The organism is Mycobacterium sp. 2YAF39, assembly GCF_052114565.1.
Classification (GTDB): domain Bacteria; phylum Actinomycetota; class Actinomycetes; order Mycobacteriales; family Mycobacteriaceae; genus Mycobacterium.
Window position 1 is genome coordinate 462,228 of the sequence record NZ_JBFREZ010000003.1, and the last position, 17,255, is coordinate 479,482.

Below are 17,255 nucleotides of genomic sequence, written 5' to 3' on the forward strand. Positions count from 1 at the left end.
ATGGGTAAGCCCCTTGACGTCGCGATCATCGTCGTCTACCTCGCCGCCATGCTCGCGTTCGGCTTCTGGGGCAAGACGCGGACGAAGGACTCCGCCGACTTCCTCGTCGCGGGCCGGCGACTCGGCCCGACGCTCTACACGGGCACGATGGCGGCGGTCGTTCTCGGCGGCGCCTCGACGGTCGGCGGCGTCGGCCTCGGCTACAAGTTCGGCATCTCGGGCATGTGGCTCGTCGTGGCCATCGCCATCGGTCTGCTGTTGTTGAGCCTCATCTTCGCCGGACGCATTCAGCGCCTGAAGGTGTACACCGTCGCGCAGATGCTCAAGCTGCGGTACGGCATCGACGCCACGTCGGCATCTGGGATCGTCATGGTCGCGTACACGCTGATGCTTTCGGTCACCTCGACAATCGCGTACGCCACAATCTTCAACGTGCTGTTCAACACCAACCGCACACTGTCGGTGGTCATCGGCGGCGCGATCGTGATGCTCTACTCGTCAATCGGCGGCATGTGGTCGATCACGTTGACCGATATGGTCCAGTTCGTCCTCAAGACCATCGGCGTGTTCTTCCTGCTGCTGCCGTTCACCTGGAACAAGGCGGGCGGTCTCGACGGGATCAGGGAGCGCGCCGGCGACACGGTCTTCGACCTCGGCGCGATCGGGATGCCCACCATCATCACGTTTTTCGTCGTCTACAGCTTCGGAATGCTGATAGGCCAGGACATCTGGCAGCGCGTCTTCACCGCGCGCTCGCCGCAGGTCGCGAAGTGGGGCGGCACGACCGCGGCGATCTACTGCCTGCTCTACGGCATCGCCGGTGCGGTGATCGGGGCGGCGGCGTCGACGTTCCTCCCGGACGTCGAGGCGAAGGACGACGTCTACGCACTGATCGCCGAGACCATCCTGCCGGTGGGAATCAGCGGCATCGTCCTCGCGGCTGCTGTCGCCGCCATGATGTCCACCGCGTCGGGCGCGCTCATCGCGACGGCGACAGTGGCGAAGACGGATGTGGCTCCCCTGCTGACAAGGATGTTGGGACGCGGGACAGAAACCGCCGACGACGACGAGCGCGACGTGCACTCCGACCGGCTGTACACAGTGGCGCTGGGGATTGCAGTCATCGTGATTGCCGCTCTGCTCAACGACGTCGTGAACGCACTGACCATCGCCTACGACATCCTGGTCGGTGGCCTGCTGGTGCCGATCCTCGGCGGGTTCCTGTGGAAGCGTGCGACCGGCATCGGTGCCCTCAGCGCGATGGCGGCGGGAACCGTTGTCACGCTCGGCTCCATGGCCATCTTCGGGGTCGCCGCCAACGAACCGATCTACTACGGACTCGCCGCCAGCCTCATCGCCTACGTGGTCGGCAGCCTGGTCAGTTCTCGCACGCCGGCGAATGTTCTGCAGGTGTGGGACGACCGGCTCGCAGGGCGTGACGCCGCAGCGGCCGAAAGAGTGGACAAGACCTCGCCCGCCTGAATCTCGCAGGAGCAGACACCAGTTCGTGCTACACAGGCTGACATGGGCGCGCTCGCTGATCAGACACGCTGGATGGATGCGACGGACCAGGCCGCACTCGTCGCATCGGGCGACGTATCGCCGAGCGAGCTGTTGGAAGCGGCGATCGAGCGCATCGAACGCATCGACCCTGCGTTGAACGCCGTCGTGATCCGCTGGTTCGACCACGCCCGCGACAACGCCGTCAGCTCAGATCTCCCCGGCGGGCCGTTCCGTGGTGTGCCGTTCCTCATCAAGGACCTCTTCGCCGACTACGCCGGGCAGCGGATCAGCAACGGCAACGTCGCATTCAAAGACGCGAACGTCATCGCCGACGCGGACACGACGCTCGTCAGCCGCTATCGCGCGGCGGGCCTGGTGATCGCCGGCCGCACGAACAGCCCCGAACTCGGCAGCGTGCCAACCACCGAACCCGTGGCATGGGGCGCGACGCACAACCCGTGGGATACAACGCGCACGCCGGGCGGATCGAGTGGTGGTGCGGCCGCAGCGGTGGCCTCGGGGATGGTGCCGTTCGCCCACGCCAGTGACGGCGGCGGATCGATCCGCATCCCTGCGTCGTGTTGCGGGCTGGTGGGGCTCAAACCGAGCCAGGGTCGCATCACGCTCGGCCCGATCCGCGACGAGAGCGGGCTTGCGGTCGAGCATTGCGTTGCCCGCACCGTCCGCGACTCGGCCGCACTACTCGACGCGACTCGCGGACCAGGCGTCGGCGACACGGTGATCGCACCGCCACCCGCGCGTCCCTATGTCGAGGAACTCGGCGCAGACCCGGGCCGGTTGCGCATCGGGATCCTCGATCACCACGCGCAGGGCGGGCGAGTGGATTCCGAAGTCACCCAAGCGACGCAGGCGGTCGGGCGGCTGCTCGAATCGTTGGGTCACCACGTCGAGGCGGCGTGGCCGAAGGCCTTGGAGGACGAGACGCTCGGCTCCAAGTTCGGCGCGATGTGGAGTGTCAACGTGGGAGTCTCCAAGCGCCGGTTCGAGGAACGGCTCGGGCGCCCGCTCGAGGATGGCGAATTGGAACCGATGAATCGGGTCCAGGCCGACTTCGCCGACCAATTCACCGCCGTCGACTACGCGCTTGCGCTCTCCGGTATCGCGCAGTTTCGCCGCGCGATGCACGCGTGGTGGCACGAGGGGTGGGATCTGCTGCTGCTGCCGACGGTTGCCGAACTGCCGCTCAAGCTCGGCACGATCGTCAACGACCCCGACAACCCGATGGCACCGATGCGTCGCGCAGGCGAGTTCGTACCGTTCACTCCCCCGTTCAACACCAGCGGCCAGCCTGCGATCAGCCTGCCGCTCGAGTGGACGCCCGAAGGCCTGCCGGTCGGCGTGCAGCTCGTCGCGGCCTACGGGCGCGAAGACGTACTGATTCGGGTTGCGAGTCAGCTCGAGCAGGCCAAGCCGTGGGCCGATCGGAAACCGGAGATCTGAGAGAAAAGAGTGCGCGAGGGGGGACTCGAACCCCCACGCCCATAGGACAATGGCACCTAAAGCCATCTCGTCTGCCAGTTCCGACACTCGCGCGCAAGTGGAAATCGTACCTGCTGGCTCGTCCCGTCTGTCGGTGGCGCTTCCTATGGTGGAGGCACCCGGCGAAAGGCCCGATGATGCGGTCAGCAGACGAATTCGAGACGGTGCGGAAGCTGATCGCGGCGGGCATGAACGATTGCGCCATCGCTCGACTAACCGGCATTCCGCGACCAACGGTGCGCGACTGGCGCTGCCGTCCGCAATTCCGATCAAGAGTCCCGGCCGGCTCCGCGGAGTGCGGCGTTGGCCATAACTTCGCGGCATTGCCCGCAGCGCCATATTCGTATCTGCTCGGCATGTATCTCGGCGACGGTTGCATCTCGCGGAGTCGTCAAGTCTGGCGTCTCCGCATCGTGCTGGACGCGAAGTACCCAGCAATAATCGAACGCTGCTGTCAGGCCATCGCGATGCTCATGCCAGACCAACGAGCAGGCATTGTGAAATGCGTTGGATGTGTTGCCGTTTCGTTGTACTCAAAGCACTGGCCTTGCCTGTTCCCCCAGCACGGCCCAGGAGTGAAGCACAAGCGGCGGATTGCCCTCGAACCGTGGCAACAAGTTCACGTCGATCAGGCCACCGAAGAGTTCGTCCTCGGATTGATCCACAGCGACGGCTGCCGCGTCATCGCCAACGACCGCGGGGTCCGCAGCATCCGTTACCACTTCTCGAACCGGTCCGAGGACATCATCGGTCTGTTCACCGCCGCCCTCGACAAGCTGGGCATCCATTGGACGCGGTCGACGAAGTACATCGTGTCCATCTATAGAAAGGCCGATACAGCTCGTCTAGACGAGTTCATCGGCCCGAAGACCCGCGCGGTACCGTTGGAAGGTGTCCACTACGCGGCGTAGGAGACCGGCGCTCATCGCGCTGGCGGCCCTCGGCGCCGCCGGCTGCCTGGTCCTTGCCTGGTGGCAGTGGACGCGCTTCGAGTCCGCATCGGGCACCTTCCAGAACCTCGGCTATGCCCTGCAGTGGCCGCTGTTCGCCGGGTTCGTCGTCTACGCGTACTACAAGTTCGTGCGCTACGAAGAAGCACCGCCCGAGCCAAGGCGGCAGGATGAGATCACCGAGATACCTGCCGGCCTGCTCCCCGAACGACCCACGGCCGCGACCCAACCGAACGACGACGACCTCGCGCTGAGCGAGTACAACGCTTATCTCGCCGACCTCGCCAAAGAAGACAAGGAACGACCGACGACATGACGGAGACCACCGGCACCCCCGTTGAAAGCATCCGCAAGGCACTGCTGGGCTATCGCGCCACGGCGTGGATCACGGGCATCTGGCTCATCGCACTCTGCTACGAGATGGTGATGAAGTACGGCTTCGGAGTCGAGGGCCTGAACTGGATCGCCGTAGTCCACGGCTGGGTGTACTTCGTGTACCTGCTCTTCACCGCCAACCTCGCGGTCAAGGTGCGCTGGCCGATCGCCAAGACCGTCGGTGTCCTGCTGGCCGGCACCATCCCGCTGGTCGGCATCATCGTCGAACAGATCCAGTCCAGGGAGATCAAGCAGAAGTACGGGCTCTAGCCCCTCAGGTCAGGTGTTTGAGCACCTCTTCGGCCAGACGCTCGCCGCGATCCTCCTGCAGGAAGTGTGACGCGCCCTCGACCTTCACCTGCTCCGTCGCGGTCGGAATCAAATCGCAGAAGGCCTGCCCCGCTTTGGGATACGGGAAGATCGGATCCTGATCGGAGAACGCGATCAACGCCGGCTTCTGCCATCGTGACAGCTCATCGGCGACCACACCCATCTCACGCGCGCCGGGCGCGTCCTCGGAGATCGGCACCAGAAGCGGGAACTGCGCCGCACCGGCCTTCGACTCGACCGTCGGAAACGGTGCGTCGTAGGCGGCCACCACATCGTCGGGGAGTTCCGTCGCCGTGGCGCCCTGGATCACGAATCCGACGGGCAGGTCCGGGTTCTTCTCGGCGAAGGCCCGCCAGTTCAGGAACCCTTTGGAAACCCGTCCGGTGAACAATCCGGTGTTGAAGATCGCCAGCGCCCCCACACGATCGGCGTTCTCCACGGCCCACCGCAGTCCGATGGCACCACCCCAGTCCTGCACCACCACGATGGCGTCGCTCAGATCGAGACCGGCGAGCACACGCGACGTCAGCTCGGTGTGCCGGTCGTAGGTGTACCAGCCCCGGTCGGTCGGCTTGTCCGATCGTCCGAAGCCCGCGTAGTCGGGAACGACCACGCGATGACCCGCCCCCACAAGTGGGCCGATCATCTTGCGGTACAGGTACGCCCAGCTAGGTTCGCCGTGAAAGCACACGATCGGCCTGCCGGTGCGTGGCCCCTCGTCGACGTAGTGCATGCGCAAGCCGTCGACGTCGACGTAGTTGGGCGCGAAGTCGTAGCCCGGCAGATTGTCAAAGCGTTCGTCCGGTGTCCGGAAGACCTCATCATTCATGCTGACAACCTATCCACGACTTGACCGACCGGTCAACTACCGTAGAATCATCCCCATGCCACGGACGTCGGATGCGCGCGAGCGGATCGTCGCGACGGCCGCACGGCTCTTCCTCGAGCGCAGCTATCAAGCCGTCGGCGTGGACGAACTGTGCCAGGCCGCCGATGTCCGGAAGGGCAGCTTCTACCACTACTTCTCGTCGAAGTCCGAACTCGCCAAAGCGGTGATCGACCTGCACGCCGAGGTTTTTGCGCGACGGTTGGGCGGCTCGCCCGCCACGACGCCCGCGGAAAAACTGCACGCGATACCCGACGCAATCGGCCGAATACAGTCCGCGCTGGAAGCACAGTTCGGGCGAGCGGTCGGCTGCCCCTTCGGGAACCTCGCCGCCGAACTTTCAACGACGGACGACGATCTGCGAGCGCACCTCGCCGGGGTGCTCGGCGCGATGGAGGGTCACCTCGCAACGGCGTGCCGCGACGCGGCGGCGGCCGGCGTGCTGCGCGACAGCACCGACCCGCACCGCCTGGCCCACGCACTACTTGCGCAATATCAGGGCCTCATCCTGCTCGCCAAGCTCAACGACTCGGGAGTCGAGGACCTCGCTCCGGCGCTTCACGACTTCCTCGACGGCTACCTCGTCGACGCGCGCACCTCCACCGACACGAGATCCTGATCGGCATCGGCCACCGGAATCAATACCGCCAGGACCCCCGCGAGTACCGCCATGCCCGCTGCGATCAGCAGACCGATCCGAAACGCGGTCATTGACGGAAACTGGTGGCCCGCAATCGAGATCGTCAACCCCGTCAAGACGGCACCGATCACGGCGCTCGATATCGACGTCCCCAGCGCTCGCGCAAGGGCATTGATTCCATTGGCCGCAGCCGTTTCCGACATCGGCACCGCGGCATTTATGAGTGCGGGCAGTGACGAATAGGCGAACCCCACCCCGACACTGACCAAAACGTTGAACAGGCACACCTGCCATGCGGTGCCGAGGAGCACAAACCCCGCGAAGTACGCGGCCGCGATGACCGCACAGCCGAGGGCCAGGGTGAACCTCGGCCCGCGGGTGGCGGCGATTCTGGACGCGATCGGCGAGGACACCATCATCGCCAGGCCGCCGGGCGCCAACCACAGACCTGCGTCCACCATCGAAAGCCCCAGCCCGTAACCGGTGGCGACGGGCAACTCGAGGATCTGCGGGCCGATCAGCGCCAGCGCGAACATCGCGAAACCGACCGCCACCGACGCGACGTTCGTCATCAGCACCGGCCGTTTGACGGTCGTCCGCAGGTCGACAGTGGGCGACTCGATACGCAGTTGCCACCACGCGAACATCGCGAAGATGACGATCGATGCGGCGAACATTCCCAGCGTGGTGGCGCTGCCCCATCCCCAGCTGCCGCCCTTGGATATTCCGAGCAACAGCGTCACGAGCCCGGCCGCAAGCCCAAGGGCGCCAAGCGGATCGAGTCGGTCGCTCGACGCCGACGGAATTCGCGGCACCAGCACCGCGAACAAGACTCCGGATACCGCACCCAGCATCGCTGCGAACCAAAACACCGCATGCCAGTCGAAATGGTTGGCGATGATCGCCGCCAACGGCAACCCGAGAGCGCCACCGACGCCGAACGATGCACTCATCAATCCCATCGCCGTTCCGACGCGGTGCGCGGGCACGCAGGTCCGCAACACACTGATTCCGAGCGGGACGATGGGCACGCCGAAGCCCTGTAGGGCCCGACCGATGACCACCGGCACCCAGGCGCTCGTCGATGCCGCGATCAGTGAGCCGACGGTCATGAGGACCGCGCAGGCGATCAACAACGGCTTGGGGCCGTACATGTCACCGAGCCTGCCGACCACCGGTGTCGCGACGGCCGCAGTGAGCAGCGTCGCCGTGATCACCCATGACGCATTGGACGCGTTCGTTTGCAGCAGCGTCGGCAACTCGGGAATCAGCGGAATCACCAGCGTCTGCATCAGAGACATGCAGGTGCCAGTTGTCGCCAGCACAGCGACCACGACGGCGGGATGGCGAGTGCGCCCGACGTCGCCGATTATCGGCGTGGTGAGGCTGCGCACCTCGGGGATGCTACCGATTAGTTTGGCTATACAAAATTTGCGCGTATTACATGGCGCTCAAGGCCAGCTCCCGCAGCGCGGGCACCAACAACGCCAACGCCCGCCCACGATGCGATGCCGCATCCTTCTCGGACGCGCTGAGCTCCGCGGCCGTACGGTCTGACCCCGATGGCAGGAAAACCGGGTCGTAGCCGAATCCGCCGCCCCCGCGCGGTTCTCGCACGATGCTGCCCGGCCACTCGCCGCGCACCACGACCTCGCCCGCAACAGACACCAGCGCGCACGCCGACACGAAGGCAGCGTCGCGTCGCGCGTCCGGCACATCGCCCAGTTGCGCCAACAACAGCGCGGTATTGGCCGCGTCCTCGCCGTGGCGACCCGACCACCGCGCCGACAGCACGCCCGGCATTCCGTTCAACGCCGCCACCTCGAGACCCGAGTCGTCGGCCACCGACGGCTTACCCGTGGCCCGAAACGCGTCGCGCGCCTTCGCCAGCGCGTTCTCCTCGAACGTGGCGCCGGTCTCCGGGGCCTCGTCGAATGCCGCGACGTCATCGAGCGACAGCAGCGTCAAACCCGAGATTCCCGCTGAGTCGAGCACGCGGTGGAGCTCGGCGAGCTTCTTGCGGTTGCGGCTGGCGACCAGTAGGTCGGTCAACGGTCGTTCCCAAACACCGATCTCTTCATCGGCCTCAACTTAACGGCGGGTGACGTCGCTCGCGCGAGAGACCGTCCCCCCGAAGAGCTTCGCGAAAGTGAAGTTGCGGCGCTACTTTGCCTCACTGTGGCCTCGGCCACATACGCGGGCGCCGTTTCGCGGCTGATTACTGCCAGCCGACGCGCATTTACTGCCATTGGAATTATTGCTCTGAACTGCATGTTTAGAACAGTATGCCGGTGCGAAAGAGCAGAAACCAGCCGGTACTGAGAGACAAGAAGAAGGCATCAAAATGAAGAAGTTCGGATTTGCCACCATGGTCGCTAGCGGTCTGGCCGCGGCGGTCCTTGGACTGGCCGGAAGCGCGCAGGCCGACATCGGCCACAACGATTGGGTGCACGACCTCCAACAGCATGCGTCCGTTGGAACAGTCACCCCGGTCTTCGGCGACGGCCGCTGACCCACAACGTCAAAAAGAAGGGGCGCCCGAAAAGGGCGCCCCTTTTGCATGTCCTGAAGCCGCGCGACCGGCGACTAGCGCTCGGTCAGTTGCCGAACGCCTTCTTCGGGGCCTCCGCCGACTCCGGCAGCTCGCCGGGGTACGGCAACTCGAGCGCCTCACGCTGGATCACGAAGATCTGCTCACACGCAGCCATCGCGGCGTCGAGCATCTTGTCCAGCGTGGAGCGCGGGAACGTGGCCCCTTCACCGGTGCCCTGGATTTCGACCAGCGTGCCGGTGTCGGTGGTGACGACGTTCATGTCGACCTCGGCGCGTGAGTCCTCGGTATAGGGCAGGTCGACGCGGACACGTCCGTCGACCACTCCGACACTGACCGCCGCGATCGCGCACGACAACGGCCGCGGATCCGACAGCTTGCCTCCCGCGCCCAGATACGTCACCGCGTCGGCGAGCGCCACATACGCACCCGTGATCGCCGCGGTGCGAGTGCCACCGTCGGCCTGCAGCACGTCGCAGTCGATTGCGATGGTGTTCTCGCCCAGCGCCCCCAGATCGATGCAGGCGCGCAACGACCGTCCGACAAGCCGGCTGATCTCCTGAGTGCGGCCACCGACGCGGCCCTTGACCGATTCGCGGTCCGAGCGGTCGTGGGTGGCGGCGGGCAGCATCGCATACTCGGCGGTCAGCCAGCCCTGCCCCGAACCCTTGCGCCAGCGAGGCACGCCTTCGGTGACACTCGCCGTACACATGACCCGGGTCTGGCCGAATTCCACGAGCACAGAACCGGCCGGATGGGTGGTGAAGCCGCGGGTGATGCGGACCGGGCGCAGCTCGTCGTCGAGCCGGCCATCTTCTCGTCTGGACACGGGCCAACCCTATCGGGTGGGACCGACGGCACTCAGGACCGAGCGACCTCGAATGACTCGCCGCACACCACGGCGTGCACCGGACCGTCGAACTCGGCCTTCGCCTCACTGATCACGTCTTCGCGCGACGTCCACGGCGGGATGTGCGTCAACAGCAGTTCACCGACGCCTGCATTGGCCGCCGCCCGGCCTGCTTCCGTCCCCGACAGGTGCAGCCTCGGCGGCCGATCGGGTGAATGCGTCCACGACGACTCGCAGAGAAAGACGTCGGCGCCGCGGGCCAGGTCGATCAGCGCATCGCAGTAGCCGGTGTCGCCGCTGTAGACCAGCGTCGCGCCCGCAGGGTCGGTGATCCGGATGCCGTACGACTCGGTGGGATGGCAGACCAGTCGCGGCACGACGTTCAGCGAGCCGATCTCCACCGGGCGATTGTCGACCCAGTGCCGGATGTCGAAAATGTCGGAGAAGTCGTCGATCTCGCCGCCCTCGGGCGACGATGCCGCACCCAGCCGCGCCCACGTGTTGGCCGGGCCGAACATCACGCCGCGCTCCTGTGCCGGTGACGGGTGATATCGCCGCCAGACGAACAGGCCGGGCAGATCCAGACAGTGGTCGGCATGCAGGTGCGTGAGCAGAACGTACACCGAGTTGGGGTCCGCATAGCGCTGCAGCGCACCGAGCACGCCGCCACCGAAATCGAGGACTAGCGGCGGGGTGTCAGGAGCGGTGACCAGATATCCGGACGCTGGCGAATCAGGCCCGACGACACTGCCGGAGCAACCAAGTACGGTGATTCGCACACTCACTAGCTTGCCATGCCCATCAGCCACTTGACGAAAACATCGCCGGTTTGCGCGACCGAATTCACTTTTTGACGTCGATGTGCGGCTGAACAGGGCGAACACCATCCAACGTCGGACCGAGGAATCGGCTTGCAAGTGTGGTGAACGCCTCAGGATCACCGGTCGCTTCGAAACGGCGGTGAGCTGCCGACCCCGGATCGTCCGGATGGGGATGCAGCAAATCAAGTTCGGTCAGTACCCGGAGTAAGTCCTTGGCGGTCTCCTCGGCGCTGGACACCAACGTCACGTGATCTCCCATGGCGAGTTGGATCAGTCCCGACAACATCGGGTAGTGCGTGCACCCCAGCACCAACGTGTCGACCTCGGCGCGTTGCAGCGGCTCCAGATATCCCTCTGCGAGGCCGAGCACCTGCCGGCCGCTCGTCACTCCCCGCTCGACGAAATCCACGAACCGTGGGCATGCGACCCCGATCACCTCGGTGTCGCGCGCCGCCGCGAAGGCGTCGTGATACGCCCCCGACGCAATGGTCGCCTCCGTACCGATGACGCCGATGCGGCCGTTGTGGGTCGCGGCCACCGCGCGACGGACGGCGGGCAGAATCACCTCGATCACGGGCACGGGTGCGTACCGCTCCCTGGCGTCACGCAAGCAGGCAGACGACGCCGTGTTGCATGCGATCACCAATGCCTTAACACCACGCGATACGAGATCGTCGCCGATCGCCAACGCATGGGCGCGGATCTCCGGAATGGTCAACGGACCGTACGGGCCGTTGGCGGTGTCGCCGACGTAGATGATGTCTTCGTCGGGCAGTTGGTCGATGATCGCGCGGGCGACCGTCAACCCGCCGACCCCCGAGTCGAAGATGCCGACGGGCGCAGTTGCAGAACTCACGACGTCAGGTATGGGTTCTTGGTCGAGACCTTGCGGCGCTCCCGCGCCTTGCGCTCCGGCCCGGACAGCAGGTAGGCCGCGAAGATCCCGGCGATCGCGCCGCACAAGTGGCCCTGCCACGAAACCCCTGGGGTGCCGGGCAACACGCCGAACAGCACGCTGCCGTAGATCAACAGCACGACGACGCCGACCACGATCTCCCACACCTTGCGGGTGAAGAATCCGAACACGATCAGGAACGCGAGCCAGCCGAAGATGAGTCCCGAGGCGCCGATGTGGTTGGTCTCGCAGCGCACGCCGACGTAGGGGCAGTGCGCGCCGATGTTGCCGATCAGCCAGGTGCCGACGCCGCCGAGAATCCAGACGATGGCGGTGGCGTAGATGAAGCGCGACAGCCCCGCAAGCGTCATCAGGAAACCGAGCACGAGCGCCGGAACGGTATTGGCGATCAGGTGATCCCAGTTCGAATGCAGCAGCGGCGCGACGAGGATGCCCCATAGCCCATCGGTCTCCAACGGGCGGATGCCGTTGTCATCGAGCCGGTGGTTGGTCAGCGAGTCCCACAGCTCGATGACCCACAACAGCACGACGAAGCTGACGACCGTGATGCCGCCGAGCACCCATGCGGGCCGCTTCTTCGGCGCCGCGGGAGCCTCCTGGTAACCCGGACCTACGCCCATAGCTGCCCTTCCAACGCGTCCTCCGCGTCATCAAGGCTACCGGCGTACGCGCCGGTCGACAGATACTTCCAACCGGCGTCGGCGACGACGAACGCGACGTCGGCCTCCTCCCCGGCCTTGACGGCCTTGGCCGCCATTCCCAGAGCGGCGTGCAGCACCGCGCCGGTCGAGATACCTGCGAAGATGCCTTCGACCTGGACGAGCTCACGGGTCCGCTTGACGGCGTCGTACGAGCCGACGGAGAAGCGCGTCGTCAGCACGTCCGGGTCGTACAGCTCGGGAATGAACCCCTCGTCGATGTTGCGCAGCGCATAGACGCCCTCGCCGTACCGGGGCTCCGCCGCCACGATCTGAACGCCGGGCTTGTGCTCGCGCAGATACCGCCCGGTGCCCATCAACGTGCCGGTGGTGCCCAGGCCCGCCACGAAGTGGGTGATCTCCGGCAGGTCGGTCAGCAATTCGGGCCCGGTGCCCTCGTAGTGCGACAGCGCGTTCGCCTCGTTGCCGTACTGGTACAGCATCACCCACGAAGGATTTTGCAGCGCAAGCTCTTTCGCGTGAGCGACCGCGGTGTTCGAGCCGCCCTCAGCTGCTGAGTAGATGATCCGTGCGCCATAGAGTTCGAGCAGTTGCCGCCGCTCGATGGAGGTGTTCTCGGGCATCACGCAGATCATCTGGTAGCCCTTGAGCAGCGCTGCCATGGCCAGTGAGATGCCGGTGTTGCCACTGGTCGGCTCGAGAATCGTTGCGCCGGGCTGCAATACACCCCGGCGCTCGGCGTCCTCGATCATCCGCAACGCGGGCCGGTCCTTGATGGAACCGGTGGGGTTGCGGTCTTCCAGCTTGGCCCACAACCGCACGTGCGGGCCGCCGTCCTCGCCGTTCCAGCGGGGCGACAGTCGCTGCAGGCCCACCAGCGGCGTATTGCCGAGCGCCTGGGTCAGAGAGTCGTATCGGGTCACTCAGCCACCCGCGACGGCGGGCAGGATCGTCACCGAATCTCCGTCGGAGACCGAGGTGTCCAGCCCTCCGGAGAACCGCACATCCTCGTCGTTGACGTAGATGTTGACGAAACGGTTCAGCTTGCCGTTATCCATCAGGCGATCCGAGATTCCCGAGTAGTTGGCCTCGAGATCGCTGATGACCGCACCCAGGGTGTCGCCTGCCGCGGCAACACGCTTCTCACCACCGGTGTGGGTGCGAAGGATGGTTGGGATCGACACGGTGACAGACATGGGCCGGCCACTCCTTTCGAAGTTCTAGTACTGCTCGACGATCTTGACGGGTTCTTCGGTGACGACGCCATCGACGATGCGGTAGCTGCGCAGCTCGTGCTCGTCGGGGTCGCGGGTCGACACCAGCACGTAATGGGCGTCGGGTTCGGACGCGTAGGAGATGTCGGTGCGGCTCGGGTACGCCTCGGTGGCCGTATGCGAGTGATAGATCACGACGGGCGCCTCGTCTGCATCGTCCATCGAGCGCCACACCTTGAGCTGCTCTCCGGAGTCGAACCGGTAGAACGTCGGTGAGCGTTCGGCGTTGGTCATCGCGATGAACCGTTCCGGGCGATCGGCGCCCTCTGGTCCCGCGATCACTCCGCACGCTTCGTCGGGGTGGTCGGCGCGGGCATGGGCGACCATGGCGTCGACCAAATCCGCTCGGATCACCAACACTGTCCTTCTCCTATTTCTAACCGCGTCCGGTCATTCGAACGCTCCGGGCAACATGTCCCGGTACGTCGGTATTCCGGCTACCGACTCCGCTGCCAGGACCCCGATCATGACCGCGCGGGCCAAACAATCTGCGGCGGCCGCACCCAACGCGGTGATCAGGGGCACCTCCGGCGACATCGACGCTGGTGTCGTCGGGTCGGGCGGCACCTCGATGGCTCCGGTGGCCAGCGCAAACACCGTATCGCCATCAAGTGGGGTGTGACACGGCCGGATGGTCCGTGCGAGCCCGTCGTGCGCGGCGACGGCCATCCGGCGACAGCCGGCCTTGCTCAGCACCGCGTCGGTGGCGACGACCGCGATGGTGGTGTTGAGCGGGCTGAGCTCGGTGTGGCGGTCCGCGTACGCGGCGATCTGATCGGCAGGCGGGCCGATGAGGCCGAACTCCTCGATCTGATCAGCGAGCCAGGGCAACCCGGTCGCGGGAGCCACGGCGTCACCAGCGGCATTGACCACAACCACCGCTCCTACCGTCACACCGGATTCGAGCGTCACCGATGCCGTGCCGACGCCGCCCTTGAGCACTCCGACGCGCGCCCCGACCCCGGCGCCCACCGTGCCGACGGCGACGTCGGTACACGCGCTCTCCGCGGCGGCCCGACCGAACTCCGCACTCGGACGGCACTTCCATCCACCGACCGGAAGATCAAAAATCACCGCGGCCGGAACGATCGGCACGACGCCACCGTCCATCGCGACCCCTCGGCCCTGCTCCTCCAGCCACTCCATGACGCCGTGCGCCGCGGCCAGTCCGAACCCGCTGCCTCCGGTGAGCACCACCGCGTCGACGTGGCGCACCGAGTTGATCGGGTCGAGCAGGTCCGTCTCGCGGGTTCCGGGTGCACCGCCGCGACAATCGACGGCGCCGACCGTCCCCGGCGGCGTCAGCAGGACTGTTGTTCCGGTGGCCCAACCCGAACCGAGTTCGACATCCGGATCGAGCCGGTGATGATGGCCGACGCGGATTCCGCCGACGTCGGTGATCGCACCCATGGCTATGACTTCCCCATCATTGAAAGCACCAGATACTCCTGCAGCACGGTCAGCCACTGATACACGTCCAGATGGCCGGCCATCGGATGTTCGGGCGGCAGTTCCTGAGGACCGTCCTGTGCGATATCGAGCATCGTGCCCAGCGCGAGCCGCATGTCGTTGACCGCCGCGGCCCAAGACTGCGCGTCGTCCTCATTGAGCTCGAACTTGCCGCCGTTCTGCGGCACCGTGTCCAGCAACCGTTGTGCCGCTTCACGTTTGGCGTCGATGATGGCCGGTTCGTGCAGGCTGCGCAGCGCGCTGTTGAGACTCTCGGCAGGCCCGGAGCCAGCCGGGTGCTCGGTCTGCGGCCGGAAGAAGTCAGGCAGCAGCCGCTTCATCGTCTCGTCCTGCGGCGGCGACGGGTGGCCGGTACGCATACCGGTTATCTCTTCGAGTTCATCGGCGGGAGAGGATGATTCGCGATCGTCGAGCATTCCGACCAGAGACGTGGCCAGGTTCTGCAAAAGCGACACCTCGTGTGCGGCCAGGGCCGATCGGAAGCGCGGGCCATCGGCGGTATCGACCCGTTTCCATTTGCGCACAGTCGGATCAGCGGTCCTGCTGGAGGGTCGCCCACAGGCCCGCCGCGTGAAGTTTGGACACGTCGACCTCCATCGACTCCCTGCTGCCCGCCGACACCACGGCCTTGCCCTCTTCGTGCACCTGCATCATGAGTTTGGTCGCATGCGGCTCGCTGTAACCGAAGAGCTTTTGAAAGACGTACGTCACGTATGTCATCAGGTTGACCGGGTCATCCCAGACCAGAGTCACCCAGGGGCTATCCGTCGCATCGAGCGTGGCGACGTCCCGTTCTTCACGAGTTCCCGGTTGGGCCTTCGCCGGCGTGACCATGTGGATAAGGATAGCGAGACGATCGGCTCTCGCTGCGCCGGATACTCCGCTTGACCGGTTCACTGTGAAAGGTGGAATCTGCCGCCGTCGACTAGCACGTCTGGAGCGATGCGACCTCGATGAACCTCGGCCGCCTCTTGGCGCACATCGCGAGATGCGCGGCGTTGGCCCCGCCCGACGTGTGGGCAGGCCGCCGCCGCTATCCACACAGAACGAGAATCCGGCTCTGGTGGTCGGTCAGATCAGCCCGGTGGCCGGCCGCAACACGCGTGCCCCGCAGAATGAGATGAACCTTGCCGCGCATCAGCCGATACGGTTGCGGTGTGGTCCCGATGCCCACGGGGATGTCCCCGGCATTACTCACCGACAAGTACGAGTTGACGATGCTCGCGGCCGCTCTGCGCGACGGTACCGCGCAGCGCCGGACCACGTTCGAGGTGTTCGCCCGCCGCCTTCCCGAAGGACGTCGCTACGGCGTGGTCGCCGGAACAGCCCGATTCGTGGAAGCGTTGGCACAGTTCACATTCGATGAAGCGGCGCTGGCGTCGCTTTCGGATTTTTGTGATCGCGAGACGCTGGCGTACCTCGCCGAATACCGTTTCCGCGGCGATGTCGACGGGTACGCCGAGGGTGAGCTCTACTTCCCCGGCTCTCCGGTACTGGCCGTGCACGGCACCTTCGGCGAGTGCGTCGTCCTGGAAACGCTTGCGCTGTCGATCCTGAACCATGACACCGCGATCGCCTCGGCGGCCGCCCGGATGGTTGTCGCGGCACAGGGCCGCGCATTGATCGAGATGGGCTCGCGCCGCACTCACGAGCAGGCCGCAGTGGCCGCTGCGCGCGCCGCCTACATCGCGGGATTCGCCGGATCGTCCAACCTCGAAGCGCAACGCACCTACGGAGTGCCTGCCCTCGGCACGAGCGCGCACGCGTTCACGCTGCTGCACACGACAGGCACGGCGGGCATGGGTGATGAGCCGCCCGGGCGAAGAACATCTGAATGGGAGAAGGCGGCTTTCAGGGCACAGGTGGATGCGCTCGGCGTCGGAACCACGCTGCTCGTCGACACCTACGACATCACCGCGGGGGTGGCCAACGCGGTGGAGGTGGCCGGCCCGGAACTGGGCGCGGTCCGCATCGACTCCGGTGACCTGGGTGTGCTTGCGCGTCAGGTGCGTGACCAGCTCGACGGCCTCGGCGCCCACCGGACCCGAATCGTGGTGTCGGGCGACCTCGACGAGTTCGCGATCGCTGCCCTGCGCGCCGAACCCGTCGACACCTACGGCGTGGGAACCTCGGTGGTCACCGGCTCGGGCGCGCCAACCGCTTCAATGGTCTACAAGCTGGTCGAGGTCGACGGGATACGGGTGGAGAAACGCAGTATTCACAAGGAGTCCCACGGGGGCCGCAAACAGGCGCAGCGCCTGGCCAAGTCCACGGGGACCGTCGTCGAGGAGGTCGTGCATCCCTTTGGGTCGGGACCGTCCGGCCCGCCGGGCGTCGTCGTACGTCCGCTGACCGTGCCACTGGTTCAGCAGGGTGACCCCGTCGGGAACCCCGGGCTCGAGGCGGCGCGCGAGCGCGTCAAGGACGGATTGCTCAGCTTGCCCTGGGACGGTCTGAAACTGTCCCGCGGCGAGCCCGCGATCCCGACCCGCATAGTCAGTCGGTAGGAGCAGCCACGGGCGAGACGGAG

At 65.9% G+C, this 17,255-nt stretch carries 21 protein-coding genes and 1 tRNA gene; 8 read left to right on the top strand and 14 right to left on the bottom strand.

From position 1 onward, the window contains the following. Together AB4Z42_RS11635 and AB4Z42_RS11640 are read left to right on the top strand one after the other, a co-directional pair. Positions 1-1,482 (top strand): sodium:solute symporter, encoded by a 1,482-nt coding sequence (locus AB4Z42_RS11635; RefSeq protein WP_442009307.1) that lies wholly within the window; start codon positions 1-3, stop codon positions 1,480-1,482. 42 nt (positions 1,483-1,524) lie between these two features. Further along, entirely contained in the window at positions 1,525-2,964 is a 1,440-nt protein-coding gene (locus tag AB4Z42_RS11640; RefSeq protein ID WP_442009308.1) for an amidase, read from the top strand. 10 nt (positions 2,965-2,974) lie between these two features. Here AB4Z42_RS11640 and AB4Z42_RS11645 read toward each other — a convergent pair. Then, positions 2,975-3,057, bottom strand: a tRNA-Leu gene (locus AB4Z42_RS11645). Positions 3,058-3,167: 110 nt separating this feature from the next. On the opposite strand from AB4Z42_RS11645, the gene AB4Z42_RS11650 reads away from it, so the two are divergent. Genes AB4Z42_RS11650 through AB4Z42_RS11660 form a run of 3 tightly spaced genes read left to right on the top strand, consistent with a single transcriptional unit; the run spans position 3,168 to position 4,598 of the window. Continuing rightward, positions 3,168-3,914 carry a helix-turn-helix domain-containing protein gene (locus tag AB4Z42_RS11650; protein WP_442009309.1) on the top strand — a complete coding sequence of 249 codons (747 nt, stop codon included), beginning with the start codon at positions 3,168-3,170 and terminating at the stop codon, positions 3,912-3,914. Further along, positions 3,895-4,269: a hypothetical protein gene (locus AB4Z42_RS11655; protein WP_442009310.1), complete on the top strand. Its 375-nt coding sequence runs from the start codon at positions 3,895-3,897 to the stop codon at positions 4,267-4,269. The genes AB4Z42_RS11650 and AB4Z42_RS11655 overlap by 20 nt, the downstream gene beginning before the upstream one ends. Continuing rightward, positions 4,266-4,598, top strand: a complete 333-nt coding sequence (locus AB4Z42_RS11660; RefSeq protein WP_442009311.1) for a DUF3817 domain-containing protein — start codon at positions 4,266-4,268, stop codon at positions 4,596-4,598. Before AB4Z42_RS11655 ends, AB4Z42_RS11660 begins: the two co-directional genes overlap by 4 nt. 4 nt (positions 4,599-4,602) lie before the next feature. On the opposite strand, the gene AB4Z42_RS11665 is transcribed toward AB4Z42_RS11660, so the two are convergent. Beyond that, the gene (locus AB4Z42_RS11665) at positions 4,603-5,487 is read right to left on the bottom strand and encodes a haloalkane dehalogenase (RefSeq protein ID WP_442009312.1); all 885 of its coding nucleotides are present in this window, start codon (positions 5,485-5,487) and stop codon (positions 4,603-4,605) included. A gap of 55 nt (positions 5,488-5,542) precedes the next feature. Between AB4Z42_RS11665 and AB4Z42_RS11670 the strand changes: the two genes are divergently transcribed. Beyond that, entirely contained in the window at positions 5,543-6,163 is a 621-nt protein-coding gene (locus AB4Z42_RS11670) for a TetR/AcrR family transcriptional regulator (RefSeq protein WP_442009313.1), read from the top strand. Here the strand turns inward: AB4Z42_RS11670 and AB4Z42_RS11675 are convergent. Next, positions 6,121-7,578, bottom strand: a complete 1,458-nt coding sequence (locus tag AB4Z42_RS11675; RefSeq protein WP_442009314.1) for an MFS transporter — start codon at positions 7,576-7,578, stop codon at positions 6,121-6,123. The two genes, AB4Z42_RS11670 and AB4Z42_RS11675, sit on opposite strands and share 43 nt — an antisense overlap. Before the next feature lie 46 nt (positions 7,579-7,624). Next, positions 7,625-8,236, bottom strand: a complete 612-nt coding sequence (gene rdgB, locus AB4Z42_RS11680; RefSeq protein WP_442009315.1) for an RdgB/HAM1 family non-canonical purine NTP pyrophosphatase — start codon at positions 8,234-8,236, stop codon at positions 7,625-7,627. Positions 8,237-8,528: 292 nt separating this feature from the next. On the opposite strand from rdgB, the gene AB4Z42_RS11685 reads away from it, so the two are divergent. Then, a complete protein-coding gene (locus AB4Z42_RS11685) occupies positions 8,529-8,696 on the top strand; it encodes a hypothetical protein (protein ID WP_442009316.1) in 168 nt (55 codons plus the stop codon). An 85-nt stretch (positions 8,697-8,781) separates the two neighbouring features. Here AB4Z42_RS11685 and rph read toward each other — a convergent pair whose 3' ends face one another. Genes rph through clpS form a run of 10 tightly spaced genes read right to left on the bottom strand, consistent with a single transcriptional unit; the run spans position 8,782 to position 15,559 of the window. After that, complete coding sequence (rph, locus tag AB4Z42_RS11690) at positions 8,782-9,564, bottom strand: ribonuclease PH (RefSeq protein WP_442009317.1); 783 nt, start codon at positions 9,562-9,564, stop codon at positions 8,782-8,784. A 32-nt stretch (positions 9,565-9,596) separates the two neighbouring features. Then, positions 9,597-10,370 (bottom strand): cyclic nucleotide-degrading phosphodiesterase, encoded by a 774-nt coding sequence (locus AB4Z42_RS11695; RefSeq protein WP_442009318.1) that lies wholly within the window; start codon positions 10,368-10,370, stop codon positions 9,597-9,599. A 58-nt stretch (positions 10,371-10,428) separates the two neighbouring features. Further along, a complete protein-coding gene (gene murI, locus AB4Z42_RS11700; protein ID WP_442009319.1) occupies positions 10,429-11,262 on the bottom strand; it encodes a glutamate racemase in 834 nt (277 codons plus the stop codon). Next, a complete protein-coding gene (locus AB4Z42_RS11705) occupies positions 11,259-11,942 on the bottom strand; it encodes a rhomboid family intramembrane serine protease (protein ID WP_442009320.1) in 684 nt (227 codons plus the stop codon). The genes murI and AB4Z42_RS11705 overlap by 4 nt, the downstream gene beginning before the upstream one ends. Next, positions 11,933-12,904 carry a cysteine synthase gene (locus AB4Z42_RS11710; RefSeq protein WP_442009321.1) on the bottom strand — a complete coding sequence of 324 codons (972 nt, stop codon included), beginning with the start codon at positions 12,902-12,904 and terminating at the stop codon, positions 11,933-11,935. Before AB4Z42_RS11710 ends, AB4Z42_RS11705 begins: the two co-directional genes overlap by 10 nt. Continuing rightward, positions 12,905-13,177, bottom strand: a complete 273-nt coding sequence (locus AB4Z42_RS11715; protein ID WP_442009322.1) for a MoaD/ThiS family protein — start codon at positions 13,175-13,177, stop codon at positions 12,905-12,907. Positions 13,178-13,201: 24 nt separating this feature from the next. Then, positions 13,202-13,615 (bottom strand): Mov34/MPN/PAD-1 family protein, encoded by a 414-nt coding sequence (locus tag AB4Z42_RS11720; protein ID WP_442009323.1) that lies wholly within the window; start codon positions 13,613-13,615, stop codon positions 13,202-13,204. A gap of 30 nt (positions 13,616-13,645) precedes the next feature. Then, positions 13,646-14,665, bottom strand: a complete 1,020-nt coding sequence (locus AB4Z42_RS11725) for a P1 family peptidase (RefSeq protein ID WP_442009324.1) — start codon at positions 14,663-14,665, stop codon at positions 13,646-13,648. A 2-nt stretch (positions 14,666-14,667) separates the two neighbouring features. Continuing rightward, complete coding sequence (gene aosR / locus AB4Z42_RS11730) at positions 14,668-15,249, bottom strand: oxidative stress transcriptional regulator AosR (RefSeq protein WP_442009325.1); 582 nt, start codon at positions 15,247-15,249, stop codon at positions 14,668-14,670. A 7-nt stretch (positions 15,250-15,256) separates the two neighbouring features. Further along, entirely contained in the window at positions 15,257-15,559 is a 303-nt protein-coding gene (gene clpS, locus AB4Z42_RS11735) for an ATP-dependent Clp protease adapter ClpS (RefSeq protein WP_442009326.1), read from the bottom strand. 332 nt (positions 15,560-15,891) lie between these two features. Here clpS and AB4Z42_RS11740 point away from each other — a divergent pair, with 332 nt between their 5' ends. After that, positions 15,892-17,232 carry a nicotinate phosphoribosyltransferase gene (locus AB4Z42_RS11740; protein ID WP_442009573.1) on the top strand — a complete coding sequence of 447 codons (1,341 nt, stop codon included), beginning with the start codon at positions 15,892-15,894 and terminating at the stop codon, positions 17,230-17,232. Positions 17,233-17,255 lie beyond the last annotated feature (23 nt).

Excerpts from the sequence above, each read along its gene's own strand:
- AB4Z42_RS11665 (WP_442009312.1), bottom strand. The coding sequence starts at position 5,487 with ATGAATGATGAGGTCTTCCGGACACCGGACGAACGCTTTGACAATCTG.
- AB4Z42_RS11705 (WP_442009320.1), bottom strand. The coding sequence starts at position 11,942 with ATGGGCGTAGGTCCGGGTTACCAGGAGGCTCCCGCGGCGCCGAAGAAG.
- AB4Z42_RS11640 (WP_442009308.1), top strand. The coding sequence starts at position 1,525 with ATGGGCGCGCTCGCTGATCAGACACGCTGGATGGATGCGACGGACCAG.
- AB4Z42_RS11670 (WP_442009313.1), top strand. The coding sequence starts at position 5,543 with ATGCCACGGACGTCGGATGCGCGCGAGCGGATCGTCGCGACGGCCGCA.
- AB4Z42_RS11715 (WP_442009322.1), bottom strand. The coding sequence starts at position 13,177 with ATGTCTGTCACCGTGTCGATCCCAACCATCCTTCGCACCCACACCGGT.
- AB4Z42_RS11660 (WP_442009311.1), top strand. The coding sequence starts at position 4,266 with ATGACGGAGACCACCGGCACCCCCGTTGAAAGCATCCGCAAGGCACTG.
- AB4Z42_RS11685 (WP_442009316.1), top strand. The coding sequence starts at position 8,529 with ATGAAGAAGTTCGGATTTGCCACCATGGTCGCTAGCGGTCTGGCCGCG.
- clpS (WP_442009326.1), bottom strand. The coding sequence starts at position 15,559 with ATGGTCACGCCGGCGAAGGCCCAACCGGGAACTCGTGAAGAACGGGAC.
- AB4Z42_RS11725 (WP_442009324.1), bottom strand. The coding sequence starts at position 14,665 with ATGGGTGCGATCACCGACGTCGGCGGAATCCGCGTCGGCCATCATCAC.
- AB4Z42_RS11740 (WP_442009573.1), top strand. The coding sequence starts at position 15,892 with ATGCCCACGGGGATGTCCCCGGCATTACTCACCGACAAGTACGAGTTG.
- AB4Z42_RS11635 (WP_442009307.1), top strand. The coding sequence starts at position 1 with ATGGGTAAGCCCCTTGACGTCGCGATCATCGTCGTCTACCTCGCCGCC.